The organism is Armatimonadota bacterium (assembly GCA_016125185.1).
GTDB lineage: Bacteria > Armatimonadota > Fimbriimonadia > Fimbriimonadales > Fimbriimonadaceae > Fimbriimonas.
In genome coordinates, this window is the sequence record WGMG01000008.1 from 40,998 (window position 1) to 58,207 (window position 17,210).

Consider the following 17,210-nt stretch of genomic DNA (forward strand, 5'->3'; position numbering starts at 1 on the left):
ACATCATACGACATTTGGGTGAACGGGATAGGCATTTCGGTATCCTTGTAGTTCAATTTCGATGGATTACCGACGCCAGTACATCAAGGACCTTTTCCAGCTTGCCCCGGGGGTGCAGGCCAGCGCCTATGGCTGGGTGAAAACCCGCCGCGATAGCAAGGGAATTTCGTTCGTCCAACTGAGCGACGGCTCGTGTTTCAAAGACCTTCAGATCGTGGTCGAGGAGGGCGTGATCGACGCCGAAACGCTCAAGCATGTGACGACCGGCGCATGCGTGCGGTTCGACGGCGAGATTGTGGAATCTCCGGCGGCGGGACAGGCGGTCGAGTTGAAGGCGACAGGTCTGGAAATCTTCGGTCCGGCCGACCCGATGACGTACCCACTCCAAAAGAAGGGGGCGACGATGGAGTTTCTGCGGGAGATCGCTCACCTGCGGGTGCGAGGCAATACGTTCGGCGCAGTCTTTCGAGTTCGGAACCAACTTGCTCAGGCGGTGCATCAGTTCTTCGACGAGCGCGGATTCCACTATATTCACACGCCGATCATCACCGCCAGCGACGCGGAGGGCGCGGGCGCGATGTTCCAGGTCACGACGAGCGTGGAGCACGACGAAAAGGGTTATGTGGTCACGAAGAAGGACCCGGCGGAAGACTTTTTTGGCAAACCGGCCTACCTAACGGTTAGTGGTCAGTTGGAGGCAGAAACACTGGCTTTGGGCCTGACCAATGTTTACACGTTCGGGCCGACGTTCCGGGCCGAGAATTCTTCGACCAGTCGGCACCTCGCCGAGTTCTGGATGATTGAGCCGGAGATGGCGTTCTGCTCGCTGGAAGGCGACATGAACCTGGCGGAGGAGTTCCTGAAGTACACGATCCAGCACACACTCGACAGGTGTGCGGGTGACCTGGAGTTCTTTAACCAGCGCATCGAGCCGGAACTGCTGAAGACCCTGAACCATGTAGCGGAGAGCGGCTTCGAGCGGATGACCTACACCGAGGCGATCAAGGTGCTGGAAAACTCGGGCGAGAATTTTGAGTATCCGGTGTCGTGGGGAACCGACCTGCAGAGCGAGCATGAACGATGGCTGACGGAGACAAAGGTTGGCCGTCCGGTGATCCTTACGGACTATCCGAAGGAGATCAAGGCCTTCTATATGAGGCTGAACGACGATGAGAAGACGGTTCGGGCGATGGACGTTTTGGCACCGCGAATCGGAGAAATCATCGGCGGATCGCAACGCGAGGAGCGGCTGGACGTACTGGAAAGAAGAATCCAAGAGCAGGGCCTACCGATGGAAGCCTATTGGTGGTACCTCGACCTGCGAAAGTTCGGTAGCGTGCCACACGCTGGCTTTGGGTTAGGGTTCGAACGATTGGTCATGTACGTAACGGGAATGAAAAACATCCGAGACGTAATTCCTTATTACCGCGTTCCCGGCAACGCCGAATTTTAATGGCATCCGAAAGCCGCTTCCGCTTCGACCCTCGCATCAAGCGAGAGCTGTTGGGGCAAAAGCGGTCGATTCTGATCGGGGTCGGCTGCTCAGCGCTGGCGGCGGGTCTGTACGGTTGGACGCTGGATTTTACGCAGCACGCGGTTGATTCTATCGATGCGCTCCACAAGTCGCACGCTGCCGCAGAGTTCGATCATCTCGCGAAGTACTGCGGAATATTGGTGGCGATCTTCTTGCTCCGGTATATCTTCGTCCGGTTCCAAACTTATTACTTGGCCCATGCCGTCGCCAAGTTGACGACCGACTTGCGCAGAAAGCTAATGTCCAAGCTTTTGCGGCTACCGGTGACGTACTTCAACGAGAAGCGGTCCGGGGCGGTGCAGAGCATTCTCACCAACGACGTGAACGTATTTCAGTCGGCGGTGCAGATTCTGCGCGACTCCGTGGAAGCGCCGATCAAGGCCACGGTCTCCCTGGCGTACATCGTTTACATGCAATGGGAGATGGCGGTCGTGACGTTTCTGATGATTCCGGTTTTGGGAGTCATCGTCAACCAAAACGCTAAGCGGATGCGCAAAGCCCAGGCCGAGGTTCAGGTCGATCTGGCTGATGTCGGGGCGGTCACGCAGGAGACGTTGCAGGGCGTTCGCGTCGTGAAGGCGTTTGGAGCCGAGGCCCAGATGGACAAGCAATACGCCGGGCTGACCCAGCGGAGCTTGGTCAGCCAACTGAAGACTGCGAAGTTGGTGGCGAAACTGAAGCCATTGGTCGAGTTGTTGGGCGCGGTCGGTTTGATTCTCGCTTTTCTGATTGGTGGTTGGTTGGCTTTGCATGGCGACCTTCGGGTTAGCAAGATGGTGGTGTTGGCGATCGCGCTCGACAACATCAACCAGGGCTTTCGCGGCATTTCGGGGCTGTCGAACACCTATTCGGCGGTGCAAGCTGCGGCGGACCGAATCTACGGCGAAATCTTGGAAGTTCCCGAGCCGCCCGAGCATTCGGGCAGTTTGCAGTTGAAGACGGTGAAGGGTGAAATCGAATTCCGCAACGTTTCGTTTGCGTATCCCGACGGCACTCCGGCGTTGCGTAACGTCAGCTTCACCATCGAGCCGGGAACGTCGCTCGCGCTGGTGGGGCCGAGCGGGGCGGGAAAGAGTACTATCGCCGATTTGCTGCTGCGATTTTATGAGCCAAGCAGCGGTGACATCTTTGTCGATGGCGTGAATCTGCGTGACCTCGACGTCGCATGGCTGAGGAACCAGGTCGGTGTGGTGCCGCAACAGACGTTTTTGTTTGCGGGGAGCATCGACGACAACCTGCGTCTCGGCGCGCCAGACGCGACGGAGGAGCAAATCGGAAAGGCGCTTCGGATGGCGCACGCCGAGAACTTTACGGCCGAGTTTCGCGAGCGAAACCTACCGGTGCTGGGCGAGCGCGGCGTCAAGCTCAGCGGCGGTCAGATGCAACGCGTGGCGATCGCGCGGGCTTTGATCCGGGAGCCTTCGATTCTGTTGCTGGACGAGGCGACGAGCGCTCTCGACGCCGCTTCGGAGCAGGCGGTCACCGAAGCCCTGCAAGAAGTGATGGAGACGCGCACCACGCTGTTCATCGCCCACCGTTTGACGACGGCAGCGCGGGCGACGAGGATTCTCCTGCTGAAGAAGGGCGAGGTGGTCGAGATTGGTTCGCACCGCGAATTGGTGGATCACGACGGCGAGTATGCGGCGTTGTTCCGACTGTTCAGCGCGGGCGTCTTGGAGGATTCGCTTGGCTGATCCTGTGCTGGCCACGCAGGGATTGGAGGTCGGCATCGCCGGGCACCTCATCGCCCGATGTGACGATTTGGAGTTAGCGACCGGCGAGGTGTTGGTGCTGATCGGCAAGAACGGGGCGGGAAAATCGACCTACCTGCGCACGCTGGGTGGGCTTCTGAAGCCGATGAGCGGGCAGGTTTTGTTTGGCGGTCGTCCCCAAGCCGAAGTGAAACTGGAAAAGGAGGCGGCGTGGCTCTCCCAGGAGGAGCATTTGGAGTTTGCCTGGTCGGTGACAGAGTATGTGTCACTGGGGCGATTGGCGCACCATTCGGGCCTGTCGCTTTCGGCAGAAGACCGCCAAAAGGTCGCTGAGGCGCTGGCAATGGTGGATGCCGAGGATTTGGCGGATCGCACGGTTTTGGAATTGAGCGGAGGCGAACGGCAACGGGTGAGGGTCGCAAGGGCGCTGGCCCAAGACACGCCGCTGATTCTGATGGACGAGCCTACGACTCACCTGGATTTGGAACATCAACTCGCCTTTTTGGGGCTGTTGGAGAAGCTGAAGCGGGAGGGGAAATCGATCGTGGTTTCTCTGCACGACGTGTTTCATGCCGGGCAGATTGGCAGTCGCTTTCTGCTCTTCCAGAATGGCGTGGCTTCGCACGCATCCAGCTTGACAAAAGAAAAGCTCGAAGCAACCTTGTCGGTCGGCTTCGAGCCTACGGAGTCAGGCTATCTGGTGCCTATTGTCCGTCGTACCACTGACTATGCGGGCTAGCCGGGTTGGGTACGGGCTTGTGCTGAGTTCTGTCCGGCATGACGACAGTTGGGACCTTCGAGAGAGCGTGCATTTCGTCGGTCGGCTTTTGGGAGTCTGCGGCTGATGCGCCCCCAGCTTGCTTCGCTCGGTTCTGCGCTTCCTCCACTTCTTTCGAGACGTCAACGTTGGAGGCTTGCTCCTCAGGTTTCTGGTGGGCCTTGGCTGCGTCCATGGCTTCCTGCTGCATGATCTGCTGCTGCTCCTCCATCGACTTGTTGTAGAAGCCCCATTTTTGGCTGTAGATGACAAGGCCGAGACCCGCGAACACAAGCACACTCGCGAGCAGCACCGGTGGTTTCTTCTTCTTCATGGTGATGATTCCTCTATGTATAAGCTATTGTATTTGATATCAATGTGTGCAATTTCCAGACCAGGTGAGAAATCTCGGTGAAGGTTGCGATCGACGCCCGCCTAATTGCGGGGACCAGCACGGGCGATAGCACCTACTGGACTTGCTTTCTCGAAGCCTTCACCCAGCTCTACCCGGAAGTGGAACTGATATGTATTTCCAACCGATCAAAGCCCTTGGGCGTTCCTTGGCTGGAAAACATTTCGTGGTTGAATGTTCCGGCCAAGACGGAACAATGGTGGAGCATGGTGACTCTGCCGCTAGCGGCTCGCAAGGTTGGGGCGAATCTCCTTCATGTACAGTACGCGCTGAGTCCATTGGCGAAGAACGGCATCTCCACGGTTCACGACGTCTCATTCATGATCGAACCGGCGTGGTTTTCGGTCCAGGACCAGACACTCTTAAAGATGGGTGTCGAGCTTGCGTCGAGGAAAGCAAAGCGGATTGTAACGGTGAGCGAGACCTCGAAATCGGAGATTCTTCGATTCTTCCCTAAGGCGAAAGTGAAAACCAGAGTGGCCACTAATGCATGCCCACCCTGGATTCAAAGGGCGTCGCCGGAGCAGGTATCGCGGGTCTTGGATTCGCATGGGATTACCGGTCCTTACGTGTTCACGGTGGGCACGAACTGGGCGAGAAAGAATATGAAGCTGGCCGTGGATGCGACGCGCGAAGCCGGGTGCCAGTTGGTGGTGACGGGGAAGCAGGGCGGCGAGTTGGCGGCTAACCATGTGCGCGCGACCGGATACGTGGATACCGACGTATTATCCGCCCTCTACACCGGTGCGGCGCTGTACCTTGCGCCCAGCTTGCACGAGGGGTTTGGGATTCCGATTGTGGAAGCGATGCGGTGCGGAACGCCGGTGGTGTGTGGACCGGGCGGAGCAATGCCGGAGGTGGCGGGGACGGCCGGATTCGTAATGCCGGACTACGATACGGCGACATGGGCGAAGGCAGTGAGAAAGTTGTTGAACGATCCAAGTAAACTCAGCGAACTCAGCATGAGAGGGACCGAGCGCGAGGCCGAATTTACGTGGTCACGGTCGGCTCAGGCTCACTACGAGGTCTACCGCGAGGTGGTGAAGTAATGGACGATCAGTTCTTGGAATTTCTGGCGAACCCCAACGATCCGGAACGCCCGAAGCTGGTGCGGTCGTACGATTACTTGATCTGCACGAAGACCGGCGTAGGGTTTCCCATCATCGATGGAATACCGCAACTTCTGCCCGAAAACGAGATTCCGGCTGAGAAGATGAAAGAGTTGTTGCCGCATGAGTGAACAAAAAAACCATAAAGTCCTCATCCTCCACGGACCGAATCTCAACATGACCGGCTTTCGCGAGCCGGACGTTTACGGGAAAAAGCCGCTCGATGAGATCGACGACGACATCAAGGCTGAAGCGGAGAACCTCGGGATCGAGGTTCGGATTCTGCAGTCCAACTCGGAAGGCATCCTCATCGACACGATCCAGGAACATCGGCGCTGGGCGGATGGCATCGTCATCAACCCTGGCGGACTGACCCACTATTCGATCGCCCTGCGCGACGCATTGGCGTCGGTGCGGTTGCCGATCATCGAAGTTCACCTCTCGAACGTTCACGCGCGAGAGGAATTCCGACGCCACAGCGTCATTTCTCCCGTCACCGTTGGCCAAATCGTTGGCTTCGGCGGTTTCGGCTATCTCATGGCCTTGCGCGCCCTGCTTAATTTGAAAACCGAAGTGGTCTAAACATGAATACGCTCCTCCAAAAACCCCAAATCGATCGACTCCGCGACGCGATGGCGGAAGCCGAATTCGACGCCATCCTCGTCAGCAGTACCACCAACCTGTTTTGGCTGACGGGCTTTACCGGGTCCTTCGGCTACGTGGTGCTGACCCCGACCGAGGCGCGATTCATCACCGACAGCCGATACACGGTGCAGGCTCAAGAGCAGGTGACCAACATGCCGGTTGTGAGCTTCTCGTCACCGAAGACCGGGATGGGCGTGCTCGCCGAAAACTTGGAGGAGATGGGCATTCAGAAGCTCGGATTCGAGTCTCCTTACGTGACTTACGCACAGTACCTGACCTACCAGGAGAAGATTTCGGGAGTCGAATGGGTTCCAGCGGGCGACCTCATCGAGAACCTGCGCATGATCAAGTCTCCGGCCGAGGTGGAGAAGATCAAGGCGGCGTGCGCACTGACAGACAAGTGTTTCGACCACATCAAGCGACTGGTTCAGGTTGGAGTTTCCGAATTCGAAATTCAGCTTGAGCTTGAGTTCTTCTTCCGCCGAAATGGGGCGACCTGCGCGTTCGATCCGATCATCGTGAGCGGCGCGAACAGCGCTCGACCGCACGGTAAGGCGACGGAGAAGCCGTTGGCCGAAGGCGACCTGGTCACGTTCGACTTTGGCGCGAAGATCGCTGGATACTGCGCCGACATGACGCGAACGGTGGTGGTCGGCAAGGCTAGCGACCGAACTCGGGACATCTACGGGACGGTGCTTCGGGCTCAACTCGCTTGCTTGGACATGATGAAGCCGGGCGTGGTGGCGGGAGACGTGGATGCGAAGGCTCGCGAAGTCTTTGGTGAGATGGGCTGGGCCGAGAACTTTGGCCACGGCTTGGGCCACGGCCTCGGGATTTTGGTTCACGATACCGGTCGACTGGGCGTCGGAAGCAAGACGGTGCTGGAGCCGGGGCAGATTTGGACGGTCGAGCCGGGCATCTATTTCGAGGGCTTCGGCGGCTGTCGAATCGAGGACGACGTGCTCATCACTGAGACCGGCATCGAGATCTTCAACCACTCGACGAAAGACATGCTCGAACTGAGCTAGTCGTTTTGGCGGTCGTAACGACCGGGGCGTCCGAGGACGCCCCGGACCTTTTACGATCATGGCTTTGCCCCAGCCCTTTGGGCTGGGCTCAGTTGAAACGGGCCTTCAGCCCTTTGGCAACTAATTGTCGTCTTCGTTGGAGCGGTTGCGCTTTTTGGCGAGTAGGGCACCGGCGGTGCTTCCGCTTCCGGTCTCCGCTTTAGGTGGTTCGGGCTTCTTCACCGGTTCGGGCGTAGGCTCGGATTTGGCGGTTGGGCGAAGGTCTTGGAAGATTTCGCCGTGAGACGACTGTGGGCGTTGGATCGTCGTTTTGGTCTGTTGCTGAACCTGCTTCTTGGCTCGCTTGAGGCCAGCTATCGGGAGGTCTTCGACCGCCTTTTTGGCCTTTGCCTTCTTGCGTCCGGTGGCGAGGAGTTCGCGAAGCGGCACCACGACGCGCCGGGTGGCGATGTCGAACGGCAGGACTAGGATCGCGAGAAGGAGGAGCGTGGGCCAGAGCTCCGAGAGCGATTTGCCTTGGAGTTCGACAGGGCGGAAGATTTCGGATGGGTCCTTGACGGCGCGGCCCTTCGTCTCGGCGGAAGCCTCGGCGAGGAGCGGCGTATTCGGCTTGAGGATGCGATATTCGGCGGGGTAGGAGACCGACGCACCGGCGGTTTGGACGCGGTGCCCGCCTTTGCCATCGTCCTCGACCACTGTGATGACATAGCTTCCCACGCCGTTGGTATCGAACTCGGATTCGTAGACGCCGGGGCCGGTTTGGTTCAGGATCAGCTCTTTGCTGGAGCCGTCGGGGGAGCCGATGCGAATCGGCGTTTCAGGGGCGTTGAGCGGATTGCCGTTGGGGTCGCGACCGGTGACCACGACCTTGGCTTTGCCTGCATCCTGCTTCACTTCGATCTGATAATTGTTGCGGGTGGCTTGGCGGCCGATGGAGCGGACAAGTTGGGACCAAAAGGTTCCGAAGCCGTCCCAAGGAACCCAGCGGCTGGCCCATTTGGACTTAGCATCGCTCGTGAAAGCGAAGGTCGAGGCGAGGCCGTTTCGCCCGGTCATCAGGAGCGGATCGTCCTTTTTGGTCTTCATCAGGACCTTGGAAAGCGGCTTCGATTCGGTTAAGCAATAGGCGAGGAGAGGAGGCGAACCGGCGTCAAAGACGCCCTGGATAGCTTCGTCCATCTGGGTGATCTTGGGAACGAACGCGCCTTCCTCGATGGCGCTTCGGCTCATGACGGCGGTGTCCTGAGTGAAGATGGCGGGAAGCTGAGAGGCCTTGAGGGCGAGGTAGAAGCGACCTCCACCGATGGCGGCGAGTTTTTTGAGGGCGGGAACGTCTTCACCGTCGCCAATGGCGACGACCGACGTGGTGATCTTCAGCGCTCGCATCGTGATGGCGGTGTCGTAAACCGTGTCCCAGTCGGTAGAGTCCGCGCCGTCGGCGAGGAGGACGAAGTGGCGGGTTTTGGACGGCTCCTTTGAGAGCACTTCGAACGCCTTGTTGATGCTGGGGCGGATATAGATGCCGCCGCCGTTGACAGCGAGCTTGCGCGCGCCATCGATCGCGGCTTCTTTGTTCTCGGCCGACTGCATCGGCACGACCATGTCGATTCCGTCGCTACTACCGGCCACGCCCACGCGGTCCATCGGACCGAGCATTTTGATGGTTTCTTCCGCCGCGCGGGAGGCGAGTCGAACTTTGGGCTGGCCGTCCTCGATCGCGCCCATACTGCCGGAACAGTCCGCGATGATCAGCACGGATGCGGCGGCCAGGGACTTCTTTTGGCGGATGTTGAGGTCAACGGGCAGGGCATCGGTGACGTTGGTTCCGTACCAGCCGCCGGGCAGGAAGGAGTTCTCGCCACCGACCATGGCGAGGCCGATGCCGCTGTCCTTACTGGCGGTCACGATGGCGTTTCGGATGCTGTCGGGGACGTTGGCGGCGTTGATGTCGTTGAGGATGATTGAGTCGTAGGCTTGGTATTGCTCGGGCCGGGTGGGTAGGTTGCTGGGGCCGACGAGATCGACGGCGATGCTTTGGTGCTGGAGTGCGGTTGCGAGGGCCTGGTCGGTGGTATTGTCCTGAGCGATGAGAATCTTGGGGCGGCCTCGGACGTTGATGAAGCCTGCTCCAAGGTTATTGCGGGGGTCGGTGTCGTTGTTGGCTTCGAGCGTGGCCCGGTAGCGCTGGAGGCCGACGGACTTGATGGTCTGGGGGAAGATGATGGTGTTGCGGCCATCGTGGAGGTCCACGACCTTTTCGGCGACCACGACGCCTTCGCGGTCGAGGCGGACTTTGCCAGATTTGATGCCGTGCGAGTCGATATCGACTTTAATGTCGAAGGGTTGGCCCTCGCGGCCGGAGTCGGGCATCTCGACCGACGAGATAAGGGCTTCGGTCGAACCATCGACTTGGCCGAGGGCGATGGTGTCGATGCTGATGTTGTCGAGGGCGGCGACTTGGGCCGCGCCTCGGAGGTCGCCTTGGGTCTCGTTTCCGTCGGAAAGGAGGACGATGCGCTTAGCTTTGCCCTCGGGGAAGACGGCAGAGGCGAGGCGAACCGCCCCGGCGAGGTCGGAAGTCGAGCCATCGACGCGGGATTCGATTTTTCGGACCGTGCGGCGACCACCAGGCGAGGATTCGATGGCGGCGGTCCCGCCGAAAACGACGATGGCAGCCTCGTCGCCATCGGGCATCTTGGACATCGCCTCATCGATGAACTCTTCCTGCTTGACGCGGTCCTTATCGCGGATCGAATCGCTCCGGTCGACGAGGAACACGGTGCACGTGCCCTTGTTGGGACGATAGATTTCGGGGCCGGAGAGGGCGAGGATCAGCAGGGAGCAGATGAGGCCGCGCAGGATGAAGGCGCGGATTTTGCGCCGCTTGGCCATCCCCTGAACCTGGAAATACGACCAATAGAGGCCGACGAAAATCGGAATGAGGAGGAGCAGGTAGGCGGGATTGGTGAACCTCATTTAGCTCTTCCTCGCGTACAGCCACCACTCGAAGGCCAGGAATCCCAGGCCGATCATGACGAAGATGCGCCAGTAGTCTTGGAGGCGGAAAGGGGTCTGAATCGCCTTGACCTTGCCGCCACCGAGGACGAGGTCGGGCTTGGTGGCGATGTCGCTTTCGGTGTCGCTTCGCAGGTTGGCGTACACGTTCTTCTTTTTGCCGTCGACGTTGGCGGTGTAGGTGCCCGCGAAGGGAATGGTCCGCCAGATCGCCTGGCCGTCTTTGGCGGCGACGGACTGGGAGAAGCCGTTGGGGCCGGAAATCTGGACATCGCCTTGGGCCCGGAAGGCGAAGGTCGCGCCGACGCGGGTAACGATGTCGGTAGAGTCGGCCTGCTTGGCCACGAAGTCGAGGATGTTGGCAATGAAGATGGGGAAGCCGACTTGGAGGGGGAAATCGCTGTCAAGGGTGTTGAAGGCGACGGCGATCTTCTTGGTATCGCCATCGTCGACGACCACCACCGGACCTTGGTTGGAATCGACGACGGTTCGCGCGCCCTGGTACGGTTTCAGCTTGACGCCGCGTTCGATGTAAGTGGAGCGGAAGTTGACGTCCTTTGTGATGGGCGAATCGGCGATGTCGGTTAGGCGAGGGGAATCGAGAGTTCCATTTGCGGTGGCACCGCTGGCTTCCGAGGTTGCTCCAAAGGAAAGCACGGCGCGGCTGGAGCAGGGTTCGGGTTTGACGCCATCGAAGATGATGAGGTCGTACTTGGAGACCGGCCCTTTTTCGGAGACCGGTAGGGTTTCGTCCTTGGCGAGGCTGACGCGGGGATCAAGCAGAAGAGCGCGCTCAAGGAATGGGTTGCCTTTGGTGATGAGCAGGGTGCTGATGGCGGCGTTGGGGTCGGCGGCGGCGTACAGCTCGTTATCGGCGAGGAGGAGGTCCTTTGCATCGATTTTGGCGTGGAGCATATGGGCCGATGCAGGGGCGACGCAGGTGACGCCAGCCGACTTGAGCGACTGGATCGACAGTTTTTGGGTAAGGAGGAGGACGTTGTCGGCGTAGATATCGACCGTCGTCTCCGCCTTGTTCAGGCCGAAGTTCTTAACTCCGCAAAAGATTTCATTGCCGCGCGAAGTTTTGGCAGAGCCGAGGGCGGTGATGGCGAGGTTTTCTTGGCGGGTGCCGATGCTTTTGTAAACAACGGTGGCCTTGCCGGGGGCGAAGTTCTCGACTTTGGGGAAGCAACCGTCGGAGATGACGAGGATGCGGGCCGAATCGAGACTACTCACGAGGGCCGACGCAAGGCGAAGGGCTTCGCCCATGTTGCCTTCTTCGTCGCTGGCGTGAATCTGGCTAAGGGCGGCGCGCTGTTTGGCGGGATCGTTGCTAAGCGAGAACGCGACACGGGGGACGGCTCCGGCCTCAATGAGGGCGAAGCGGTCGGACGGTTTGCTGGTGTTGATGGCGGCGCGGACGAGGTCGAGCGCGTTATCAAAGCGGGAGGGCGAGACGTCGGTGGCGCGCATGGACGCCGAGGTGTCGAGGACGATGACGGTGGTCTCGCCGAGGAGCCCTTCTTGCCGCACCTGCGGCTGGGAGAAGGCGAAGCAGATCAGCGCGGCGACGATGAGCTGGAGGACCATCAGCCAGTTGAAACGGAGCCTTTGAAAGAGGCTATTGGCGCGGATTTCCTCGGTGTGCTGGGGCCAGAGAAAGGTGGCGGGAACGCGGACGTCTCGGCGGCGCATGCGGAGCAGATAGAGCGCGACGATGATGCCGGTAAGCGGCAAAAGCCAGAGGAGGTGCAGGGGGAGTTGGAGGCTCATTCGAACCATCCTGCGGGCTTGAGCTTGCGCACCATCACCTGTTCTAGCGAGTCGCTGGTGCGGATGAGGACGTGGCGTCCGCCGGTGCGTTTGGCGGCGTCGGCAATGGTGAGGATGTGGTCTTCCAGGCTCTTTCGGTATTGGAGCAGAGTGTCGCGGTTGATCGTGATTTCGGTTGTGCCGGTGTTTTCGGAGTCGATGAGTCGGAGGTCGCCTTCGAGATCGGGGTCGATTTCGGCGTCGCTGAGGATTTGGGCGAACCAAACCTCGAAACCACGGCCGCCGAGGGCGCGGATGGTGGCGGGAAGCTCGGGATCGAGGCCGTCGCTGGCGAGGATGAGGATGCCATTGCGAAGATTGGACCGGAGGATGGAGCGGAGACTGTCGTTGAGGGTTTCCTGGTTCAGTTCACCAGCGGCGCGCTGAATGCCGTCCATCAGCCGGAAGGCGGACGATCGTCCGCGCAGGATGGCGGAGGGCGGCTGTTTGGCTCCGATGACTTTCAGACGAACGCCATCGCCGCCAATGAGGCCCACGTAGCCGAATGCCATCGCATACTTTTGGGCGAGGGCGAACTTGGATGGTTCGCCAAAGTGCATGCTCGGCGAACCATCGAGGCAGAGGTACACGATGAGGTCTTCCTCGTCCTGATACGTCCGCATGACGGGCGTATCGAGGCGGGCGAGGACGTTCCAGTCGAGGTGGCGAAGGTCGTCGCCTTCCGAGTAGTTGCGGAAGTCGGCAAACTCGATGGAAACGCCTTTCTGCTTGCTGATTCGCTCGCCTTTGGACGCGCCGCGATACACCCGGCTCGGCCTCAGCCGCAGGGTTTCGAGGGCGCGCAATTCGCGAGATTCCAGCAGTCCCGACGTTTCCGTAGACATCGGCGGTTAGACTTTGATCGGGTCCTTGTCGCGCGAATCGACGTGCATCAAGACGGCGCGAATGATGGTGTCGGCCGAGACGTTGTCGGCTTCGGCTTCGAAGTTGAGGATGAGTCGGTGCCGGAGCACTTGGCTTGCCGATGCGGTCAAATCTTCCTTCGCAACGTTGAACCGACCTTCGAGCAAGGCGCGAATCTTGGCGGCGGTGATGAGCGACTGAGCGCCGCGCGGCGACGAGCCGTAGCGAACATACCGCTTGACGTCCTCGCAGGGGCGGTCCGAATCGGGGTGGGTGCCGAGGACGATCTGAAGCGCGTAGTCGAGAACGGCATCGCTGATCGGGACTTCGCGAGCCAGAGCGCGCATCTTCAAGACGTCTTCGCCGTGGGCAACGGCGGTGATCTCGTCGGAATGGGTTCCCGTCGTGCGTTGGACGATGGCCTTGAGTTCGTTCTTGGTGGGGAACGGGACGAGGAGTTTGAAGAAGAAGCGGTCGAGTTGGGCCTCGGGAAGCGGGTAGGTGCCTTCCTGCTCCACCGGGTTTTGGGTCGCCATGACGAGGAACGGCTCGCTGAGGTCGTGCCGCTTGCCGCCGACGGTGACCGATCGTTCCTGCATCGCTTCCAGCAGGGATGATTGAGTCTTGGGCGTCGCGCGGTTGATTTCGTCGGCGAGAACGATGTTGGCGAAGATCGGCCCTTTGCGGAACTCAAACATGCGGTTGTCGTTCAGTACGTTGGTGCCGGTGACGTCGGCCGGCATCATGTCCGGGGTGAACTGGATGCGCGAGAAGTCGAGCGACAGCGCCTGGGATAGCGACTTGACGAGGAGCGTCTTGCCGAGGCCGGGCATGCCTTCGAGGAGGATGTGGCCGTTGGCGGCTAGGCCGATGAGGACCGATTCGACGATGTCGTCTTGGCCGACGATGACCTTGTTGACCTCGGTTTTGATGCGGGTAAAGGTCTCACGAAACCAGGTGGCTTGTTCTGCTGACATAGTTCACTTCTTCAGGCTTTCGAAATAGCGTTTCACGCGGGTTTGATACTGCTTGGGAATCTCGTTTTGGCTGAGGGCGGATTCCGCTTTTTTGGTGTAGGTGGGCAGGACGTTTTGGTAGGGGACCGACGACTTGGTGCCCTTGAAGGTTGGGGCCTTGATCTCGTAGGTCATCTCCAGTCCAGGACGGGTGTCGTCGCGTTCGGTGGGCGCGAAGATCGGCTTGGCGGAACCCTTGCCCTGCTCGGCCTTGCCGAGGTTGACGTGGCCGGTGTCGGCGATCATGACGTCGTTATCTGGGCCGGGGGCCGGTCCGCCCATGCCAAGCCCGAGACCTAAGCCAAGGCCCAGGCAAAGCCCGTTGCATTGGCCACCCATCTGGCCATTCTTCAGCGCTTCGAGAAGCTTTTGAAGGTATTCCTTGCGGGCGTCATCGTCGGCCAGTTGCTTTAGCAACTCCTCGATCTTTTTGCGCATTTCTTCGAGTTCGGCCTTGGAGAGCTTCGGGCGCGAAGCGCCGTGGGTTTGCTGTTCAGCATTCTGGCGGAGCTTGGCGGCGGCTTCCTGGATTTCCTTCCACATCGGGTCGTTGAAAATCTTGCTGAGGACGTCTCGCGCCTGTTGGGACAGTTGGAGATTTGCGTAGTCCTTCTGTGCCTGTTGGGCGGCCTTCATAGCCTCGTCGAGTTCTTTTTGTGTCGCGTTGATCTGGTTTTCGAGGTCGTGCTTGGCCTTCTCGTCGAGACCTGGCTTGTTGAGTTGAGCCTTAAGGCTGTCGAGCTTCTTTTGCAGTTCGTCGACCTTCTTTTCCGCGTCGGACTTGTGCTGGGCGGCGGCATCCATTTTCTGCTGGAACTCTTGGTCGCTCAGCTTGACGTCGGACATGTTGGCCTTTTCCAAACCTGCTTTCTGCAGTTCGGCCTGCATCATCTTGTCCTTGACGGTGTCGGCTTGGTCGATCCTTTCGAGGCTCTGCTCGCCCATCTTCTTTTCGAGTTCATCGGCTTTTTTCGACAGTTCCTCGGCGCGGGTCATGGCTTCTTTGGGGTCGAGGCGAGCCTTGTCGTAGTCCTTCTGCAGCTTCTGCAAATCCTTCTGCAAAGCCATGAGCTCGGGATTAGTGCTCTGCTTGTTCGTGTCGTCGTCGAAGATCGCTTTGCGGAGCTCTTCGAGGCGCTTCGCCTCCTTGCTCATGGCGGCTTTGGCGGCGAGGTCCTCTTTGGAGAGGAACATCTTGGAGTTTGCAAAGAAGAGGATGACGGCGATGGCGCAAATGCCGACAACCGCAAGCAGGTGGAACCGCTTGAGGCGCAACGGATAGAGCGAGCTTGGCTTGAGGCCACCCAGGTGAGCGGTGGCGTCCTCGGCCAACAGTTGACCAAACAAACCTTCATCGCCCGGGACCTCGGCGGAGGTGCCAAGGCGATCTTTGAGGTCGGCTCGACGGTCGATGCTTCGGGCTACGGCGACATCATCGATGCGACGAAGGCCACGGATCGCCGCGCCGATTAGGGCGCACACGGCGAGGACGACGCCAAACTGACTCCACTCAAAGTAGTAAACGCCCCTCCAATCGAGGACGGCCCAAACGATGCCGATGACCGAGGCGACGGCAAGACCGGCGAACGCGCCTTCGACGAAGAGCAGGAATTTGATCCTTCTCTTAAACGGCTGGAACTGTTTGGTTGCGATCATTGGGGAGCCTCCGTGGGCTTTTCAAGGATGCGTGCAGACTGCTTCGCGACGTTTGGAATTGTCGCGAGCGCGAGAATGACACATAGACATAGTAAGGCAAGACTATGCAATCCGGCTATGCCGGCGACTTCGACACCGCAAAAAGTGCTCGTGAGCGGATTGACGGCCCAGATTCCGCTGGCAGTTTCCACGCTACCACCATCAACGATGGCGAACAGAGCGGTGGGCAGAATGAGGGCGAGGACAAAGAAGAAAAGGGAGATGGTGCGACCGCGGGAAAGCAGCGGTACGCGGCTAACCGAGAACCAGCCGAGGAGAAAGGCGATAAGCCAGATATCGAGGGCGAGCAAGACGAACATCAGAAAAGATGTCGAAAAGGGATCGAGGACTTCAATCGATGACACGGTTGTCGGGCCGCCAAACCTTCGAAAAGCCATGGCGGTCGGTGCGCTGGCGACGCCCCAAGCGTAGGCCGCGACGCAGGTAGCAAACAAGAGCAGGAGGTAGGGCAAGTGTCCGCTTGGCCGACCGGACAGGATATGCCGGATGTTGAAGAAGCCGTTGGGACGGTGCCGCCGGAGGTCATTGAAGCCGAAGCTGGACAAATACGGCACGATGATCATGCCGAGCACAAACAGGAGGATGAAGACCGACCGTCCGTGGAAGATTTGAAGGGCGGTCTTGACCGTGACCGATGTCGAGGTCGTCGTGTAGGGGAGCATCGTGCGGAGGGCGGGGTCCATGGAAAAACCGACGAGGAACGCCAGTGCGCCGATATAGATGAGACCGTGGACGCGAAGGCCGCGAATCTCCTTTGAATTGCCCGGAGCGATCAGGCTGCCGGCGGCCAGGATCAGAAACTTGACGATGCAGAGTTGGAGGACAATCGAGAGGATCCAAGTGGGAACCTCGTGCCCGAAAACCGGCCAGGTTTGATCGGCAGCGAAGGGGAAGGCGATGGGATTCAGGCTCCCGAACGGGTTGACCTGCGTGAAGGGCGAACCGGAGAAGCCCGATGTGACGCCCAGGAGTAGGAAGGTGACGATGAAGTAGCAGCCGACCGCCAGATAGGTCCAAATAATGGCGGGCAGCACCTTGGAACAGAGCGTCGACAGCAGGAGCCCAAAGGACGCGCAGACGAGCCCATAGAACGAGAATTGAAGGAAGGTTAGGAATAGCTGGCCCCAGGTTGCACCGCCAAGGGTGACGCTGACGGCGCAGATCGGAAGCGAGAGCACGAGCAACAGCCAAACGTACCGGAAGGAGCCGATGAGCTTGCCGACGAGGTAATACTTGGGCTCGGTCGGGGCAGAAAAGACGAGATCGAGGGATCGGCGCTGTTTTTCGGTGACGATCGCGAAGGCGCCCATGCTGGGGGCGGCGATGGTGATCACGATGCCCAGCGAGACCAGGGTCGCGTAATAGAATTCTTGCAGGCGGCTCTGGGCAGTGGCGAGGCTTTCTGCCGCGTAGCCTCCCATCGAGCTGTTATAGAACAGGAGGAGCACTCCGCCCATGACGAAGAGGTACAGGGTGAAGAGGACGGCGGCGCGACTGCCTCGGAGCTGGATGCGCATGTCGCGCGTGGCGGTGGCGTTCCCGATATAGGTTCGCTTGAGCCTTAACAGCCAGTCCGCCGTCGAGAACATG

General features: G+C 59.6%; 14 protein-coding genes. 7 read left to right on the forward strand and 7 right to left on the reverse strand.

Annotation, left to right across the window (positions count from 1 at the left end; translation table 11 throughout):
- The first annotated feature begins 61 nt into the window (after nucleotides 1-61).
- The 3 genes from asnS to GC165_19070 are packed head-to-tail and all read left to right on the forward strand — an operon-like array spanning nucleotide 62 to nucleotide 3,985.
- Nucleotides 62-1,453, forward strand: coding sequence for an asparagine--tRNA ligase (asnS, locus tag GC165_19060; protein ID MBI1334969.1), 1,392 nt, complete (start codon nucleotides 62-64; stop codon nucleotides 1,451-1,453).
- Nucleotides 1,453-3,228, forward strand: a complete 1,776-nt coding sequence (locus tag GC165_19065) for an ATP-binding cassette domain-containing protein (GenBank protein MBI1334970.1) — start codon at nucleotides 1,453-1,455, stop codon at nucleotides 3,226-3,228. Before asnS ends, GC165_19065 begins: the two co-directional genes overlap by 1 nt.
- Nucleotides 3,173-3,985, forward strand: coding sequence for an ATP-binding cassette domain-containing protein (locus GC165_19070; GenBank protein ID MBI1334971.1), 813 nt, complete (start codon nucleotides 3,173-3,175; stop codon nucleotides 3,983-3,985). The genes GC165_19065 and GC165_19070 overlap by 56 nt, the downstream gene beginning before the upstream one ends.
- Here the strand turns inward: GC165_19070 and GC165_19075 are convergent.
- Entirely contained in the window at nucleotides 3,951-4,337 is a 387-nt protein-coding gene (locus GC165_19075; GenBank protein MBI1334972.1) for a hypothetical protein, read from the reverse strand. The two genes, GC165_19070 and GC165_19075, sit on opposite strands and share 35 nt — an antisense overlap.
- A 77-nt stretch (nucleotides 4,338-4,414) precedes the next feature.
- On the opposite strand from GC165_19075, the gene GC165_19080 reads away from it, so the two are divergent.
- The 4 genes from GC165_19080 to GC165_19095 are packed head-to-tail and all read left to right on the forward strand — an operon-like array spanning nucleotide 4,415 to nucleotide 7,197.
- The gene (locus tag GC165_19080) at nucleotides 4,415-5,464 is read left to right on the forward strand and encodes a glycosyltransferase (protein ID MBI1334973.1); all 1,050 of its coding nucleotides are present in this window, start codon (nucleotides 4,415-4,417) and stop codon (nucleotides 5,462-5,464) included.
- Nucleotides 5,464-5,655, forward strand: coding sequence for a Trm112 family protein (locus GC165_19085; protein MBI1334974.1), 192 nt, complete (start codon nucleotides 5,464-5,466; stop codon nucleotides 5,653-5,655). Before GC165_19080 ends, GC165_19085 begins: the two co-directional genes overlap by 1 nt.
- The gene (gene aroQ, locus GC165_19090) at nucleotides 5,648-6,106 is read left to right on the forward strand and encodes a type II 3-dehydroquinate dehydratase (protein MBI1334975.1); all 459 of its coding nucleotides are present in this window, start codon (nucleotides 5,648-5,650) and stop codon (nucleotides 6,104-6,106) included. Before GC165_19085 ends, aroQ begins: the two co-directional genes overlap by 8 nt.
- A gap of 2 nt (nucleotides 6,107-6,108) precedes the next feature.
- Entirely contained in the window at nucleotides 6,109-7,197 is a 1,089-nt protein-coding gene (locus GC165_19095) for a M24 family metallopeptidase (protein MBI1334976.1), read from the forward strand.
- A 120-nt stretch (nucleotides 7,198-7,317) separates the two neighbouring features.
- Here GC165_19095 and GC165_19100 read toward each other — a convergent pair whose 3' ends face one another.
- Genes GC165_19100 through GC165_19125 form a run of 6 tightly spaced genes read right to left on the reverse strand, consistent with a single transcriptional unit; the run spans nucleotide 7,318 to nucleotide 17,209 of the window.
- Nucleotides 7,318-10,173, reverse strand: coding sequence for a VWA domain-containing protein (locus tag GC165_19100; GenBank protein ID MBI1334977.1), 2,856 nt, complete (start codon nucleotides 10,171-10,173; stop codon nucleotides 7,318-7,320).
- Nucleotides 10,174-11,994 (reverse strand): VWA domain-containing protein, encoded by a 1,821-nt coding sequence (locus tag GC165_19105; GenBank protein MBI1334978.1) that lies wholly within the window; start codon nucleotides 11,992-11,994, stop codon nucleotides 10,174-10,176. It abuts the gene before it with no gap.
- The gene (locus tag GC165_19110) at nucleotides 11,982-12,869 is read right to left on the reverse strand and encodes a DUF58 domain-containing protein (GenBank protein ID MBI1334979.1); all 888 of its coding nucleotides are present in this window, start codon (nucleotides 12,867-12,869) and stop codon (nucleotides 11,982-11,984) included. The genes GC165_19105 and GC165_19110 overlap by 13 nt, the downstream gene beginning before the upstream one ends.
- A gap of 6 nt (nucleotides 12,870-12,875) precedes the next feature.
- Nucleotides 12,876-13,865 carry an AAA domain-containing protein gene (locus tag GC165_19115; protein ID MBI1334980.1) on the reverse strand — a complete coding sequence of 330 codons (990 nt, stop codon included), beginning with the start codon at nucleotides 13,863-13,865 and terminating at the stop codon, nucleotides 12,876-12,878.
- Between the two features lie 3 nt (nucleotides 13,866-13,868).
- Entirely contained in the window at nucleotides 13,869-15,560 is a 1,692-nt protein-coding gene (locus GC165_19120) for a hypothetical protein (protein MBI1334981.1), read from the reverse strand.
- On the reverse strand, nucleotides 15,557-17,209 hold the full coding sequence (locus GC165_19125; GenBank protein MBI1334982.1) for an ABC transporter permease subunit: 1,653 nt from the start codon (nucleotides 17,207-17,209) through the stop codon (nucleotides 15,557-15,559). The genes GC165_19120 and GC165_19125 overlap by 4 nt, the downstream gene beginning before the upstream one ends.
- Nucleotide 17,210 lies beyond the last annotated feature (1 nt).

Excerpts from the sequence above, each read along its gene's own strand:
- asnS (MBI1334969.1), top strand. The coding sequence starts at position 62 with ATGGATTACCGACGCCAGTACATCAAGGACCTTTTCCAGCTTGCCCCG.
- GC165_19065 (MBI1334970.1), top strand. The coding sequence starts at position 1,453 with ATGGCATCCGAAAGCCGCTTCCGCTTCGACCCTCGCATCAAGCGAGAG.
- GC165_19070 (MBI1334971.1), top strand. The coding sequence starts at position 3,173 with ATGCGGCGTTGTTCCGACTGTTCAGCGCGGGCGTCTTGGAGGATTCGC.
- GC165_19075 (MBI1334972.1), bottom strand. The coding sequence starts at position 4,337 with ATGAAGAAGAAGAAACCACCGGTGCTGCTCGCGAGTGTGCTTGTGTTC.
- GC165_19085 (MBI1334974.1), top strand. The coding sequence starts at position 5,464 with ATGGACGATCAGTTCTTGGAATTTCTGGCGAACCCCAACGATCCGGAA.
- aroQ (MBI1334975.1), top strand. The coding sequence starts at position 5,648 with ATGAGTGAACAAAAAAACCATAAAGTCCTCATCCTCCACGGACCGAAT.
- GC165_19095 (MBI1334976.1), top strand. The coding sequence starts at position 6,109 with ATGAATACGCTCCTCCAAAAACCCCAAATCGATCGACTCCGCGACGCG.
- GC165_19100 (MBI1334977.1), bottom strand. The coding sequence starts at position 10,173 with ATGAGGTTCACCAATCCCGCCTACCTGCTCCTCCTCATTCCGATTTTC.
- GC165_19105 (MBI1334978.1), bottom strand. The coding sequence starts at position 11,994 with ATGGTTCGAATGAGCCTCCAACTCCCCCTGCACCTCCTCTGGCTTTTG.
- GC165_19110 (MBI1334979.1), bottom strand. The coding sequence starts at position 12,869 with ATGTCTACGGAAACGTCGGGACTGCTGGAATCTCGCGAATTGCGCGCC.
- GC165_19115 (MBI1334980.1), bottom strand. The coding sequence starts at position 13,865 with ATGTCAGCAGAACAAGCCACCTGGTTTCGTGAGACCTTTACCCGCATC.
- GC165_19120 (MBI1334981.1), bottom strand. The coding sequence starts at position 15,560 with ATGATCGCAACCAAACAGTTCCAGCCGTTTAAGAGAAGGATCAAATTC.
- GC165_19125 (MBI1334982.1), bottom strand. The coding sequence starts at position 17,209 with ATGTTCTCGACGGCGGACTGGCTGTTAAGGCTCAAGCGAACCTATATC.